This window comes from Microbacterium sp. AR7-10 (genome assembly GCF_001878835.1).
Taxonomy (GTDB): domain Bacteria; phylum Actinomycetota; class Actinomycetes; order Actinomycetales; family Microbacteriaceae; genus Microbacterium; species Microbacterium commune.
This window is the reverse complement of record NZ_MJIR01000031.1, coordinates 1-13198: the sequence shown is the minus strand read 5'-3', so window position 1 is coordinate 13198 and position 13198 is coordinate 1. Positions and strand designations below refer to the sequence as shown.

General features: G+C 69.0%; 14 protein-coding genes, 1 tRNA gene and 1 pseudogene. 7 read left to right on the top strand and 9 right to left on the bottom strand.

The window, feature by feature from the left end:
- The 7 genes from mnhG to BFN01_RS02165 all read right to left on the bottom strand — a co-directional run.
- A partial coding sequence (gene mnhG, locus BFN01_RS02195) for a monovalent cation/H(+) antiporter subunit G (RefSeq protein WP_083428584.1) occupies window positions 1-456 on the bottom strand: 456 nt, incomplete at its 3' end.
- Window positions 453-707, bottom strand: a complete 255-nt coding sequence (locus BFN01_RS02190) for a monovalent cation/H+ antiporter complex subunit F (RefSeq protein WP_225211250.1) — start codon at window positions 705-707, stop codon at window positions 453-455. The genes mnhG and BFN01_RS02190, both read right to left, overlap by 4 nt.
- 11 nt (window positions 708-718) lie before the next feature.
- Window positions 719-1288 carry a Na+/H+ antiporter subunit E gene (locus BFN01_RS02185; RefSeq protein WP_071641075.1) on the bottom strand — a complete coding sequence of 190 codons (570 nt, stop codon included), beginning with the start codon at window positions 1286-1288 and terminating at the stop codon, window positions 719-721.
- Complete coding sequence (locus BFN01_RS02180; protein WP_071641073.1) at window positions 1288-2841, bottom strand: Na+/H+ antiporter subunit D; 1554 nt, start codon at window positions 2839-2841, stop codon at window positions 1288-1290. The genes BFN01_RS02185 and BFN01_RS02180 overlap by 1 nt, the downstream gene beginning before the upstream one ends.
- A complete protein-coding gene (locus BFN01_RS02175) occupies window positions 2838-3446 on the bottom strand; it encodes a Na(+)/H(+) antiporter subunit C (protein ID WP_071641071.1) in 609 nt (202 codons plus the stop codon). Before BFN01_RS02175 ends, BFN01_RS02180 begins: the two co-directional genes overlap by 4 nt.
- Window positions 3446-6364: a Na+/H+ antiporter subunit A gene (locus BFN01_RS02170; protein ID WP_071641069.1), complete on the bottom strand. Its 2919-nt coding sequence runs from the start codon at window positions 6362-6364 to the stop codon at window positions 3446-3448. The genes BFN01_RS02175 and BFN01_RS02170 overlap by 1 nt, the downstream gene beginning before the upstream one ends.
- A 104-nt stretch (window positions 6365-6468) precedes the next feature.
- A complete protein-coding gene (locus BFN01_RS02165) occupies window positions 6469-7542 on the bottom strand; it encodes a LacI family DNA-binding transcriptional regulator (protein ID WP_071641067.1) in 1074 nt (357 codons plus the stop codon).
- A 68-nt stretch (window positions 7543-7610) separates the two neighbouring features.
- Between BFN01_RS02165 and BFN01_RS02160 the strand changes: the two genes are divergently transcribed.
- The 3 genes from BFN01_RS02160 to BFN01_RS02150 are packed head-to-tail and all read left to right on the top strand — an operon-like array spanning window position 7611 to window position 10237.
- Window positions 7611-8834, top strand: coding sequence for an MFS transporter (locus tag BFN01_RS02160; protein WP_071641065.1), 1224 nt, complete (start codon window positions 7611-7613; stop codon window positions 8832-8834).
- A gap of 9 nt (window positions 8835-8843) precedes the next feature.
- Entirely contained in the window at window positions 8844-9539 is a 696-nt protein-coding gene (nucS, locus tag BFN01_RS02155) for an endonuclease NucS (RefSeq protein ID WP_071641063.1), read from the top strand.
- 29 nt (window positions 9540-9568) lie between these two features.
- A complete protein-coding gene (locus BFN01_RS02150; protein ID WP_071641062.1) occupies window positions 9569-10237 on the top strand; it encodes an HAD hydrolase-like protein in 669 nt (222 codons plus the stop codon).
- Window positions 10238-10409: 172 nt separating this feature from the next.
- On the opposite strand, the gene BFN01_RS02145 is transcribed toward BFN01_RS02150, so the two are convergent.
- The gene (locus BFN01_RS02145; RefSeq protein WP_071641060.1) at window positions 10410-10616 is read right to left on the bottom strand and encodes a cold-shock protein; all 207 of its coding nucleotides are present in this window, start codon (window positions 10614-10616) and stop codon (window positions 10410-10412) included.
- A 640-nt stretch (window positions 10617-11256) separates the two neighbouring features.
- Here BFN01_RS02145 and BFN01_RS02140 point away from each other — a divergent pair.
- Complete coding sequence (locus tag BFN01_RS02140; protein ID WP_071641058.1) at window positions 11257-11430, top strand: CsbD family protein; 174 nt, start codon at window positions 11257-11259, stop codon at window positions 11428-11430.
- Window positions 11431-11558: 128 nt separating this feature from the next.
- On the top strand, window positions 11559-11876 hold the full coding sequence (locus BFN01_RS02135; protein WP_071641056.1) for a hypothetical protein: 318 nt from the start codon (window positions 11559-11561) through the stop codon (window positions 11874-11876).
- Between the two features lie 70 nt (window positions 11877-11946).
- On the opposite strand, the gene BFN01_RS02130 is transcribed toward BFN01_RS02135, so the two are convergent.
- Window positions 11947-12030 (bottom strand) — tRNA-Leu (locus BFN01_RS02130).
- A 139-nt stretch (window positions 12031-12169) separates the two neighbouring features.
- Between BFN01_RS02130 and BFN01_RS02125 the strand changes: the two genes are divergently transcribed.
- Together BFN01_RS02125 and BFN01_RS15360 are read left to right on the top strand one after the other, a co-directional pair.
- Window positions 12170-12853 carry a DUF3662 and FHA domain-containing protein gene (locus BFN01_RS02125; protein WP_071641054.1) on the top strand — a complete coding sequence of 228 codons (684 nt, stop codon included), beginning with the start codon at window positions 12170-12172 and terminating at the stop codon, window positions 12851-12853.
- A gap of 150 nt (window positions 12854-13003) precedes the next feature.
- Window positions 13004-13198 (top strand): annotated as a pseudogene (locus tag BFN01_RS15360) (FHA domain-containing protein); the annotation flags it as partial.

Here is a 13198-nt window from a genome sequence, read left to right as displayed (position 1 = left end):
CGGTTCAGCCGGCCGGGCCACCGGGGCGTCAGCCGCCCGGCGGCGGGCGCGACCGGCGCAGCCGGCGGCGGGCGGGGTCTGCTTCGACTCCGCGTACTCGTCGACGACGAGGGTGTGCGCCTGGATCGTGCCGTTGCGGTACGCCTGCCGGCCCACCATGTGCGCCGACAGCGGCGCGGTCGCGAACTGCAGCAGGATCACCGGGATCACGATCACCAGCCCGAGCAGCATGCCCCCGATCGTGCGCTGCGAGACGGCGATCGCCAGGCAGATCAGCACGAGGCCCAGCACCTGGGGCTTGGTGCCCGCGTGCAGGCGGCTGGGCACATCGCGGAAGTGCAGCAGGCCGACGGCGGCCGACAGGCAGAGGATCGCGCCGAACAGCACGAGCACCAGAGCGATGGTCTCGGCGACGGGCGCCGGCACGGCGATCTCGAGGAACGATGTCACGGTCATGGTGTCGTGTTGTCCCTTCGTGCGACGTAGCGGGCGACCGAGATCGACGCGAAGACGCCGACCGCCGCGATGATCAGCATCACGGGGATGTTGCGCGTGTGGCCGTTCAGCGCCATGTCGGCGCCGAGCACGCACATCACCTCCGTGAGCAGGACATCCGACGCGACGGTGCGGTCGAGGATGGACGGGCCGAGAACGATGCGGATCACCGCGAGGATCGCCGCGATGCCGAACACGACGAGGATGATCATGATCAGCGGGTTCACCGTGCGCCTCCGCTCTTGTCGGCCTTCAGGGCCCGGTACTGCTCGGGCGTGCCCACGGCGCGCACGATGCGGCGCTCCCAGCGGAGCACTCCCTCGCGGAACCTGTCGACCTCGTCGCGGGTGCGCACGCCGATGACGTGCAGGTAGATGATGCGTCGGTCGCGGTCGCTCTCCACGACCAGCGACCCCGGGATGAGCGAGGCGGTCACGGCGACATGCGTGGTGAGGATGTCGTCGGCATAGCGCAGCGGGATCGCGATGATCGCGGCTCCCGGCTGGCGCCGGAGGTCGAACACCTGGATGGTCACGCTGATCGCCCCCGTGACCACCGCGCCGACGAAGAGCACGATGAACACCAGGGACTGCCAGACGTTCACGCGGCCGACCAGCTCGACCGTGGGCAGCCGGAAGACGCGGGTGACGAAGACCGCGACCAGGATGCCCGTGACGACCGCCAGCGGTGTGAACTGCTGCCAGAGCAGCATCCACAGCAGGACCAGCCAGATCATGAACGGCAGCTGGAGCAGGATGTCGCGGACGATCCGGCGGCGGGTGTCGGTCTTCATCAGCCCGTCCCTTCGTCGATCTGCTCGAGGGTCACGGGCTGCAGCAGGCCGGTGCCGATCCGGTCGCAGATCGCATAGAGCGGACCGGCGAAGACGGTCAGCGCCACGGTCACCGAGACCATGCCTGCCGTGGCATACGTCATGATCGCGGGGATCTCGCGGGTCTCGCCCTGCTCGTCGGCCGCCGGGGCATTGCCGAGGTACTCGATGCGGCCGTCGTTCTCGACGCCCCCGTCGTCCTCGCGCCAGAAGGCCAGGTTCCACGCGCGCATCAGGGCGTAGAGCGTGAGCAGCGATGTCAGGATGCCACCGAAGATCAGCACGATCATCAACGGGGTGCCCACGTTCGCAGCCGCTTCGAACAGCGCCACCTTGCCGATGAAACCCGAGAACGGCGGCAGACCGCCCAGGTTGATGGCGGGCACGAAGTACAGCAGGGCCAGTACCGGCGCCGCCTTCATCAGCCCGCTCACGCGCAGGATCGACGTGCTGCCCGCCTTGCGCTCGATGAGCCCGACAGCGAGGAACAGGGTGGTCTGCACGACGATGTGGTGCACGATGTAGTACACCGTGGCGCCGATGGCATCCTCCGTCGCTATCGCGAGACCGAAGATCATGTAGCCGACGTGGCTGACGAGGGTGAACGACAGGATCCGCTTCAGCTCGGCCTGCGCCACGGCGCCGAGCACGCCGATCACCATGGTGGCGAGCGCGACGATCAGCAGCAGCGTGTTGATGTCGTTGCTCGCGAACAGCTGGGTCTCGGTGCGGATCAGCGCGTACACGCCGACCTTGGTCAGCAGGCCGGCGAACACGGCGGTGACGGGTGCGGGCGCCGTCGGGTACGAGTCGGGCAGCCAGAACGACACGGGGAAGATGGCGGCCTTGATCCCGAACGCGATCAGCAGGATGAGGTGCAGCACCAGCTGGGTCTCCTGCGGCAGCTGGGCGACGCGCTCGGCCACCTGGGCCATGTTCACCGTGCCCACGGCGCCGTAGATCATCGCGATCGCGGCGAGGAAGAGGATCGACGACACGAGCGAGACGACGATGTACACCGCTCCGGTGCGGATGCGGGATTCGGTGCTGCCCAGGGTGATCAGCACGTACGAGGCGACGAGCAGGATCTCGAATCCGACGTACAGGTTGAACAGGTCACCGGCGATGAACGCGTCGAAGATGCCGGCGGCGAGGATCAGGTAGGTCGGGTTGAAGATCGAGATCGGCGTCTCCTCGTCGCCGTCTGCGGCACCCTGACCGATCGAGAAGAGCAGCACCGCGAGCAGCACGATGCTCGAGATGAGCACGAGCAGCGCAGCGAGACGGTCGACGTAGAGGATGATGCCGAACGGCACCGGCCAGCCGCCCACCGAGACGGCCAGTGGCTGATCCGAGGCGTCCACCGTGACCAGCAGCACCGCCGCGATGATCGAGACCGCCACGAGCGTGGCGGTGGTCACCACGACCTGCAGGCGGGGGTTGCGGCCGAAGATCAGCGTGACGGCCGCGCCGAGCAGCGGCAGCATCACGATCAGGGGGACGAGTGCGCTCATGATCTGTCCTCGCCCTCGTCGGCCCGGGGAGCCTCGTCGGCCCGGGGGGCCACGTCATCCCGGATGCGCGACGCGGTGCGCGCGTCGGACCCGGGCGCCGGCGCGTCCGGCACGTCCACCGGGGCATCGTCGACGATGGCGGGGTGATCGCGCATGTTCAGCACGGTGATCGGCGCGGTGGTGACGCCGACGAAGTCGGTCGTCGCGGACTCCTCCTCGGCGGTGGACTCGTCGTCGAACAGATCCTCTTCCGCGTCTGTGCGCTCGCGGACCGCGATGTCGCCGAGGTCGTCCTCGACGGTGTCGGCCTGTCCGAGCTGCCATGACCGGTAGATGAGAGCGAGCAGGAACGCCGAGACGGCGAAGGTGATGACGATCGCCGTCAGCGTGAGCGCCTGCGGCAGCGGGTCGCTCACCGGACCCTCCTCGCCGTAGAACGGCGCAGATCCGGGCACGCCCATCACGATCAGCAGCAGCAGGTTGGTCGCGTTGCCGAGCAGCAGGAAGCCGATGAGCACGCGGGTCAGGCTGCGCTCCATCATGGCGTAGGCCCCGGCGGCGAAGAGCACGCCCATGATCACGATGAGGGTGAGCGAGACGTCCATCAGGTCACCGCCCCCTTGCTGCGCACCTCGAGAGCCTGTCGGTCGACCTCGGCGCCGAGGCTGCGCAGCACGTCGAGCACGAGGCCGATGACGACGAGGTAGACGCCCACGTCGAAGACGGTCGAGCTGACGAACTCGAGGTGTCCCAGCAGCGGTACCTCCGCCTTCCACACCGTGCTCTGCAGCGGCGCCATGCCGAAGAACAGCGGCAGCAGGGCGGCGCCAACCGCGAGGATGAGTCCCCCGCCGAGCAGTCGTCCGGCGTCGGTCGGGGCGGCGGCGCCCAGCTCCCACCGCCCACCGGCGATGTAGCGCATCACGAGGGCCATTCCCGCGACCAGGCCGCCGGCGAAACCCCCGCCGGGGAGGTTGTGGCCCGCGAAGAGCAGATAGATCGACACGAGGATGATCGTGTGGAACAGCACCCGCACGATCACCTCGAGCAGGATCGACCGGTTCTCGGCCTTCATCTGCTGGCCGCTGACCAGCCACGCGCGGGGCGCGCCGCTGTTCTCCGCGGTCTGGAACCGCAGGCCCTCGTCGGTCTCGACCATGGGCCGGCGCGCGGTCGAGCGGCGCTTCGTCTCGGGCAGGTCGCGGGTGGCCGAGAGCAGGTCGGCGCGGTGGGTGACGAAGACGAGGGATGCCACACCTGTCGCGGCCAGCACGAGCACGCTCAGCTCGCCCATCGTGTCCCACCCGCGCAGGTCGACGAGAGCGACGTTGACGACGTTCTTGCCGTGCCCGAGGTCGTAGGCGAGCTGCGGGAAGTCGATCGAGATCGGGTCGAACATGCGCGCCTGGGTGGCGACGATGGCCACGAACGCCATCACCACCCCGACGCCCACGGCGAGCACAGCCCGCGGGATCCGACCGACCGAGGCGTTGTGCTCACCCATGCGCGAGGGCAGCCGACGCAGCACCAGGGCGAAGGTGACCATCGTGACGGTCTCGACGAGGATCTGCGTGAGTGCGAGGTCGGGCGCACCGCTCGTCGCGAAGAGCACGACCATGCCGAGCCCGGTGACCGAGACGAGCACGACACCGGTGTAGCGCTTGCGGGCACGCACGGCGATGATGCCGGCGACGGCCATCACGGGCGCGACGACGATCTGCACAGGTGTGTGCCAGGCCGAGAGGGCGAGCCGCTCGGGCATCGCGGCGGCGAGCGCGGTCGCCTCGGCGGCGAGCAGCACGACGAAGATCGTTCCGACGTACAGCGGCAGCGAACCGCGCTGCGTGACGCTGGTGGTCAGCACCGAGAGGCGGTCGACGCCGCGCATGACCAGGTAGTACGCGTCGGCGGCGGTGAAGCGCATCAGGCGACGGCGACGGTCCCACCCGGTGCGGATGCTGAGCATGAACATCCCGATGCCCGCGGCGATCGCGCCCAGCGAGAGCAGCAGCGCAGGCTCCAGCCCGTGCCAGAGCGCCAGGTGACCGGGCTCGCCCGAGCCGAGCGTCCTCGCGTAGCCCTGCAGGGCGACGTCGACGGCGGGCGCGCCGATGCCTGCGGTGATCGTGAGACCGGCGAGCACGATCGGCGCCGACAGGAAGCCCACCGGCGGATCGGGCCAGGGCGTCTCAGGCAGGTGTGCGCCGTCGGCATCCTTCTTGCGCCAGAACGCACCCCACAGGAACCGGCAGCCGTAGGCGGCGGTCAGGATCGCGCCGATCGTGACCCCGACCAGCGCCACCCACCCCCAGACGGAGCCGTGCAGGGCGTCCTCGAGAAGCGCGGTGAGGGTCGACTCCTTGGCGACGTAGCCGATCGTCGGGGCGACGCCCATCATCGAGGCCACCGAGATGAACGCGGCGGTCGCCATCACCGGCGCCTGGCGCCCGACCCCGGACAGCTCGTCGATGTCGCGCGTGGAGAGCTGGCGGTCGATCACGCCGACGATGAGGAACAGCGCCGACTTGAACAGGGCGTGCCCGATGACCAGGGCGAGGCCGGCGAGCCCCGCCGCCGGGGTGCCGTAGCCGACCACGACGGCGAAGAAGCCGAGCTGACTGACGGTGCCGAAGGCGAGGATGCGCTTGAGATCGGTCTCGCGCAACGCCTGGATGCCGCCGAGCAGCATCGTGAGCACCCCGAGCGTGATGACGATCGGACGCCACGGAGCCGAGAGCGCGAAGATCGGCGCGAAGCGCGCGATGAGGTAGATCCCCGCCTTCACCATCGCTGCGGCGTGCAGGTAGGCGCTGACCGGCGTGGGCGCCGCCATCGCGCCGGGGAGCCAGAAGTGGAACGGGAAGAGGGCCGACTTCGAGATCGCCCCGATGAGCAGCAGCACGATCGCGACGTCGACGATCGGTCCGGTCGGGGCGAGGGCGAGCAGCTGCCGGATGCTGGCCGTGCCGGCGTCGACGACGAGCAGGATCACGCCGACGAACATGACGAGCCCGCCGAGCGTGGTGACCAGGAGTGCCTGCAGGGCGGCACGTCGGCTGGCCGCGCGTCGCCGGTAGTGGCCGATGAGCAGGTAAGACAGGATGCTGGTGATCTCCCAGAACATCACGAGCATCACCAGGTCGTCGGTGAGGACCAGCCCGTACATCGCTCCGGCGAAGCCGAGCAGAACGCCGGCGAACTGACCGACCTCACGCCCGTCGTCGTAGAAGTACCAGCGGCAGTAGAGCAGCACGAGGGCTCCGACGCCGGTGACCATCAGCGTCAGCACCCACCCGAGCACGTCCATGTGCATCGACAGATCGAGACCGAGCTGCGGTATCCACCGGTACAGCTCGAACGGGGCATCGCCTCCGCCCAGCACCTGTGGGGCCTGCGTGAGAGCGTGTACGAAGGCCGCCGCGGGGACGAGCGCCCCGAGCACGAACGCCTGTGCTCCGAGCCAGCGCACCAGGACGGGGAGAAGAAGAGACCCGGCCAGGAACACGGCGAGGAGCAACAGCATATGCGGCTCCTCAAGCTCGTCGAGGCCTTCCGGCACAGGCGGGCGATGTGACTCTATTCTACGGGTCCGTCTGCACTCATGACGCGACGGGTCGTCATCTGAGCTCAGTGAGCGGGCGGCGCGGCGGTCTCTCCGGCCCGGAACTCGCACGCGAAGTGCACGGATTCGCCCGGCTCGCCCTCGAGCATCCGGACCACCTGCTCCCCTGCCGCGCGACCCTTCTGGAGCGCGGGCTGCGCCATCGTCGTGAGCTCGAGCGAGCCGAGACCGTCGGCGGCGATTCCGTCGAAGCCGACGACCGTGAGGTCGTCGGGCACGCGCAGGCCGAGCTCCTCGGCGGCGCGGATGGCGCCCACGGCGAGCAGGTCGCTCTGCGCCACGATCGCGGTCGGCCGGTCGGCGCGCAGCGTCCCGTCCGTCTCGGCGAGCAGCGTGCGCGCGGCGAGATACCCCTCGTCGACCAGGCTGCCCGCCGCCGTGATCCCCGTCCCGTCGGGGAACGCCTCGCGAAAGCCTGCCAGCCGGTCGAGTGTGATGGAGACGGTGGCCGCCGCCTCCCTCTCGGCCGTGAGCGGTGCACGCTCGCGAACGGGGTCCAGGGCCAGGGTGATGGTGGCCGCGCGCCGGTGGCCGAGCTCGCGCACGTGCCGAGCGATCGTCGCGCTCGCCTCGCGGTTGTCGAGCGTCACCTGCGGCACGTCGTCTCCTGCGTCGCCCTCGATCACCACCACCGGCAGTCCACGCTGCCGCACGACCTCGAGCACCTCGCGAGCTCGCGTCGAGCATCCGATCAGCACGACGGCGTCGACGGGCGCGTCGGCGATCGCCGGCGGCTCGTCGTCACGCGGGTCGTCGCGCAGCAGCAGGATGCCCGTGCTGATCGACGCCAGCGCATCGGTCAGGCCGTCCATCATCACCGTGGTGACCGGGTCGAGGAAGGCATGCCGCAGGTCTCCCCCGAGCACGACGCCGACGATTCCGCTGCGACCGGTGCGCAGCGAGGCGGCGCGGGGGTCGGGGCCGGTGTATCCGAGGGCGGCCGCGGCCGCGACGACCTTCTTGCGCGTCGCGTCTGCGACGTTCACCTTGCCGCTGAACACGACGGATGCAGTCGACGTCGACACCCCCGCCTCGCGGGCGACGTCGGCGATGGTCGCTCGTCGCGTGCCGGTGCCCATGCTCCGAGGATATCTCGCAGCGCCCACGGCGGTTCTCCGTGATCGAATCGTTTCGATATCATCGTCGGATGGACACCGCCCTCACCCGCTCGCAGTTCGTCCGCTGGCGGCTCGCGATCTTCGCGATCTTCCTCGCCAGCGGCCTCTCGATCGCCACGTGGGCCTCGCGCGTGCCCAGCATCGCCGCCGCGCTGCAGATCGACAAGGCGCAGATCGGACTGCTGCTGCTCGGAATGGGCATCTCATCCATCGTCGGCATCTCGACCGGCCCGATCCTGATGGCCCGAACCGGCGCACGCCTCGGCATGCTGATCGGGATGGTGCTCTTCGGCTCGGGCGTCATCCTCATCGGCCTCGGCACCGACGTGTTCGGTGCTGTTCCCGTCGTGGTGGTGGGCATGGTGCTGTTCGGCTTCGGCAACGGATCCGTCGACGTGATGATGAACGTCGAGGCCACCGCCATCGAGCAGCAGATGGGCAAGACGATCCTGCCCGTGTTCCACGCCTTCTTCAGCTTCGGCACGGTCATCGGCGCCGGTGCCGGCGCCGGCGCCGCCCTGCTGTCGATGAACGTCGCAGCCCACGCCGCCATCATCGGCGCGGTCATCCTCGTCGCCGCCGTCGTCTGCTTCTTCCAGGTGCCCGTGCGCGAGGCCGCTCTCGACCCGATCCCGGACGAGAGGCCCCCGTTCCGCCAGCGCCTGCACACCGCCCTCGAGGCCTGGCGCGAACCGCGCACCTACGCGCTGGGCATCGTCATGCTCGGCATGTCGTTCGCCGAGGGCGGCGCCAATGACTGGATCGCCCTCGGCGTCGTCGAGGGCCATGACCAGGAAGTCGGCATGGGCGCGCTCGCGCTCACCGTGTTCTCGGTGGGCATGACCGTCGTGCGCCTCCTCGGCGGTCCGCTGGTGGATCGCTTCGGTCGCGTGGCCGTGCTGCGCGTGCTCGCCGCGACCGCGGCATCCGGCATCCTGCTCTTCATCCTCGCCCCGAACCTCCCCCTGGTGCTTCTGGGAGCCGCGCTCTGGGGCGTCGGCGCATCGCTCGGATTCCCGCTCGGCATGTCGGCCGCCGCCGACGACCCGGCGAAGGCCGCCGCGCGGGTGAGCGCCGCCGCCACCATCGGATACGTCGCGTTCCTCGGCGGGCCGCCCGTGCTCGGCCTGATCAGCGAGCACATCGGACTGCTGAACACGCTGTTCATCCTCGTCGCGCTCGTGGTCATGTCCGGGCTGTTCTCGTCGGCCGCCAAGCCGCTGGGCGCCGACGAGCCCGCCCTGACGAAGTAGGCTCGTCGGGTGCGTCTCGTCATCGCCCGCTGCGCGGTCGACTACACCGGTCGACTCAACGCCCACCTGCCCCTCGCCACGCGCCTGCTGGTGCACAAGGGCGACGGCAGCCTGCTCGTGCACTCCGACGGCGGCAGCTACAAGCCGCTGAACTGGATGAGCCCGCCGTGCTCCCTCTCGCCGGAGGTCCCCGGTGAGGAGGAGGCCGGCGCCGGTGTCATCGAGGTGTGGCGGGTGACTCACAAGAAGACCGGTGACGCGCTTCGCGTGCAGATCTACGAGATCATCCACGATTCGCAGCACGAGCTCGGGATCGACCCCGGGCTGCAGAAGGACGGCGTCGAGGCCGACCTGCAGCGGCTGCTCGCCGAGCAGGTCGATCTGATCAGCGAAGGCGCGACGCTGGTGCGTCGCGAGTATCCGACGGCGATCGGTCCTGTCGACCTGATGGTCCGGGATGCCCGGGGCGCCGCCATCGCGGTAGAGGTGAAGCGCCGCGGCGACATCGACGGGGTCGAGCAGCTCACCCGATACCTCGAGCTGCTCGGGCGAGACCCGCATCTCGCCCCGGTCACCGGCGTCTTCGCGGCCCAGGAGATCAAGCCGCAGGCCCGCGTGCTCGCCGAGGACCGCGGCATCCGGTGCGTCGTACTCGACTACGAGGGCATGAAGGGCATCGAGTCGGGCATCCCCCGCCTGTTCTGAGCATCCTCCGCTCCGCCTAGGCTGGATGCATGCCCGTTTCGCCATACACCTGCATCCTCTGGGACGTCGACGGCACCATCGCCGACGCGTCCGCCGGCATCCTGCCCCGTCTGCAGCAGGTGTTCGCGTCGTACGATCTGCCCGAACCGGATGCCGAGGCGCTGTCGCTCTGGATCGGCCCGCCGATGCTCGAGTCGTTCCAGGTGCGCGCCGGCATGGACGCCGCTCAGGCCGAGGAGGCGGTGCAGCGGTACCGCGCACTCGCCGCGGCAGACGGGTACGCGGCCTCGGTCGACCTCTACCCCGGCGTCGCAGAGGTGCTGCGCGCGGTGCACGCCGCCGGCATCCCCCAGGCGACGGCGAGCACCAAACCCGAGAACCAGGTGCGGGCGATCCTCGACCACTACGAGCTGACGCCGCTGTTCACCGCGGTCTCGGGCGCCAGGGTCGGAACCGTCGGCAACCACGACGGCAAGTCGTTCGTGGTCGGCCAGGCACTCGACCGGCTGCGCTCGGCAGGTGTCGACGTCTCACGCCCGGTGCTGATCGGCGACCGTCACCACGACGTCGACGGCGCGGCCGAGCACGGCATCCCGGTCATCTTCTCGGAATGGGGCTTCGGCCACCCCGACGAAGCCGAGGGCGCGAAGGCGCGCGCGGCGGATGCCGGCGAGCTGCACGCCCTGCTGCTGGGCTGAGCGCCCCGCGGGTCGATCCGGTCCGATCCGATCCGATTCCGGGGCCGACACTCCAGATGTCGGACGTTCTCGCGGGATCCGTCCGACATCTGGAGTGTCGGCCCCCGGAGTGCACGCCCGCAGACGCAGAACTCCCCGGCGCCGATCGGCACCGGGGAGTTCGAAACCCGCCTCAGAGAGGGCGGATGTTTTCGGCCTGAAGGCCCTTGGGGCCCTGTGCCACATCGAACTCGACGCGCTGGTTCTCGTCGAGTGACCGGTAGCCGCTGGATGCGATGGCGGAGTAGTGCGCGAACACGTCGGCGCCTCCGTCATCGGGGGAGATGAAGCCGAAGCCCTTCTCCGAGTTGAACCACTTGACCGTGCCCTGGGTGCTCATTTACTGCCGTTCTGCTCATTGCCATGTCGACGCAGGATGCTCCGACTGCGCTAACGCTATCCCAGCGGACCCTTCCGTCAACAGGCCGAATCGGAAGGTGACCCAAATGTTGCACGAAAAATGGATGGCCCCCACCGCGGGGGGAGCGGTGGGGGCCGAAGACGACCGGAGGGTGCGTCGGGGTTCAGCATACACACTTCTCGAGAAATTTGTCCCCCATATGGGGGACAAAACGGAGAATCAGTGTCATGATGAGAGCGGCCCCCTCGCCTCAGCTTCTGGGGAGATGCAGGCAGGGAGCCAATCGCATGCGGAGATCGTCGGAAACTGGGGAGTAGCCGTCACCGAAGGGGAATCGGAGAACAAGCGATCAGATCCCACCGCGTGCACTCCAGGATACGACCTGGGGGATGAGATGGGGATTGCAGGCTCGGAGAGGAATCGTCGGCACAGCGAAGCCGATCACCTCTCCGAGCCGCTGCATGTCGGTCTGCCCGTTCCCGCAGCCGCGGCAGGCGACGGGCCGTAACGCGACCCGATCCACCTGTCAATCCCTTGGCCCGATCCGACAGCCGGATGGCACGCTGGCATCTCCACGTCAGACCGGGCGGTGATCCCGCCCCGAACGGAGGGAGACACCATGGGAGCCATGGACGACGCCAAGCACAACACCGAAAAGCTCGTGGGCAAGGCCAAGGAAGGCATCGGTGACGCCACCGACAACGAGCGCCTCGAGGCAGAGGGCAAGACCGATCAGGTCAAGGCCGACGCCAAGAAGATCGGCGATGACGTCAAGGACGCCTTCAACAAGTGACCTTCACGGCCCGCGTGCCTGATTGAGCGCCGTCGACCTTCGGGTCGGCGGCGCTCGTCATTCCGCCCGCCGACGGCCCCACGCGCGGAATGGACACGCCCGGGGCGTCCGGCGGCTTATCATCCAGTATGGGAAGACTGAAGTACGACAGCAGCGCGCCGCCGATCACGATCGACGACGAGACGCTCGTGCATCTGAAGATCGTCATCGGCACCAAGCTGCGACGCAACGAGAGCTTCCTGCTGACCTGGCTGCGCGGTGACGACGCCGAGGACGCCCGCACCACGATCTGGGTGCACCCGGCGATCCCGATGCAGTTCGGGTTCGACTCCGCGGTGCTCCCGCCCGTCGCGCCGGATCGCATCACGACGATCATGACGGCGCTGAACGCCACCGGCGAGCTCGTGCTGGACGAGTACATCCACGCTGCGGCCGAACCGGCGTGACGACGCGCCGGTCGTCACGCCGGATGGAAACGGCGAAGGCCCCGGATGATCCGGGGCCTTCGCCGTTCTGTGCGCGAGGGGGGACTTGAACCCCCACGCCCTTGCGAGCACTGGCACCTGAAGCCAGCGCGTCTACCTATTCCGCCACTCGCGCATCGTCTCGTTCCGGAGAACTCAACCTCGAAAGGCTATCACGATGGACGGCGTGCTTCGAACCGCTCCGACCTCGAGAAGCGGTTATCCAGCCCGCCTGACTACGATGGCCCTACCGGTCGGCATGCCAGAGGAACCTCGTGGGACTACTTGACAGCTTTGAGAAAGGTCTGGAACGCGCTGTGAACAGCGCGTTCGCCAAGACCTTCCGCAGCGGCATCCAGCCGGTGGAGATCGCCTCGGCGCTGCGGCGCGAGGCCGACACGAACGCGGCTGTGGTGAGCCGCGACCGCATCATCACCCCCAGCGACTACCTCGTGCGGCTCAGCCCGGACGATCACGAGCGGATGCGCACGCTCGGCCGCGCGCTGCACGAAGAGCTCTTCGCGCTGATGACCACGCACGCCCGCGCGCAGGGCTACAGCTTCGCCGGCCCGCTGCACATCTCGATGGAGGCCGACGAGAGCCTGGCCACCGGCATCGTGCGGGTGAACTCCTCCTCCGTCGAGAGCACCGTGGACTGGCAGGGTGTCGTCGAGATCGACGGCCGCCGGCATCCGCTCACCAGCGCCCGCACGGTGATCGGCCGCGGCGGCGACGCCGACATCACCATCTCCGATGCGGGCTCCAGCCGTCGTCACGCCGAGATCCTCTGGGACGGCGAGCGCGGGATGCTGCGAGACCTGGGTTCGACGAACGGCACCAAGGTCGATGGGCAGAAGATCCGCGAGACCGCGCTCACGCCGGGCACATCGTTCACGATCGGCCGCACCGAGCTCACCTTCGACGTCGTCCCGGTGAACTCCGAAGGGACCGCCCGATGAGTGCCCTTCGACTCGCTGCGCTCGCTCAGGAACCGGCTGTGGTCGCGGCCTTCCGATCCGAAGGGACCGCCCGATGAGTGCCCTTCGACTCGCTGCGCTCGCTCAGGAACCGGCTGTGGTCGCGGCCTTCCGATCCGAAGGGACCGCCCGATGAGTGAACTCGTGCTCCTGCTGCTGCGCATCGGCTTCCTGGTGCTGCTGTGGTTCTTCGTGTTCGGTGTCGTCTACTCACTCCGCGCCGACCTGTTCGGCGTCCGGGTGCGCAAGATGCCGGCCGGTGAAGCGGCCGCTGCTCCCCCGGCCTCCCCCGCCCCCACGCCCGCGCGTGAGCCGTCGACCGGCCGG

Coding starts and splice junctions, on each gene's coding strand:
- BFN01_RS02150 (WP_071641062.1), top strand. CDS start 9,569: ATGCCCGTTTCGCCATACACCTGCATCCTCTGGGACGTCGACGGCACC.
- BFN01_RS02175 (WP_071641071.1), bottom strand. CDS start 3,446: ATGGACGTCTCGCTCACCCTCATCGTGATCATGGGCGTGCTCTTCGCC.
- BFN01_RS02140 (WP_071641058.1), top strand. CDS start 11,257: ATGGGAGCCATGGACGACGCCAAGCACAACACCGAAAAGCTCGTGGGC.
- BFN01_RS02170 (WP_071641069.1), bottom strand. CDS start 6,364: ATGCTGTTGCTCCTCGCCGTGTTCCTGGCCGGGTCTCTTCTTCTCCCC.
- BFN01_RS02160 (WP_071641065.1), top strand. CDS start 7,611: ATGGACACCGCCCTCACCCGCTCGCAGTTCGTCCGCTGGCGGCTCGCG.
- BFN01_RS02190 (WP_225211250.1), bottom strand. CDS start 707: ATGATCATCCTCGTCGTGTTCGGCATCGCGGCGATCCTCGCGGTGATC.
- BFN01_RS02165 (WP_071641067.1), bottom strand. CDS start 7,542: ATGGGCACCGGCACGCGACGAGCGACCATCGCCGACGTCGCCCGCGAG.
- BFN01_RS02185 (WP_071641075.1), bottom strand. CDS start 1,288: ATGAAGACCGACACCCGCCGCCGGATCGTCCGCGACATCCTGCTCCAG.
- BFN01_RS02145 (WP_071641060.1), bottom strand. CDS start 10,616: ATGAGCACCCAGGGCACGGTCAAGTGGTTCAACTCGGAGAAGGGCTTC.
- BFN01_RS02180 (WP_071641073.1), bottom strand. CDS start 2,841: ATGAGCGCACTCGTCCCCCTGATCGTGATGCTGCCGCTGCTCGGCGCG.
- BFN01_RS02135 (WP_071641056.1), top strand. CDS start 11,559: ATGGGAAGACTGAAGTACGACAGCAGCGCGCCGCCGATCACGATCGAC.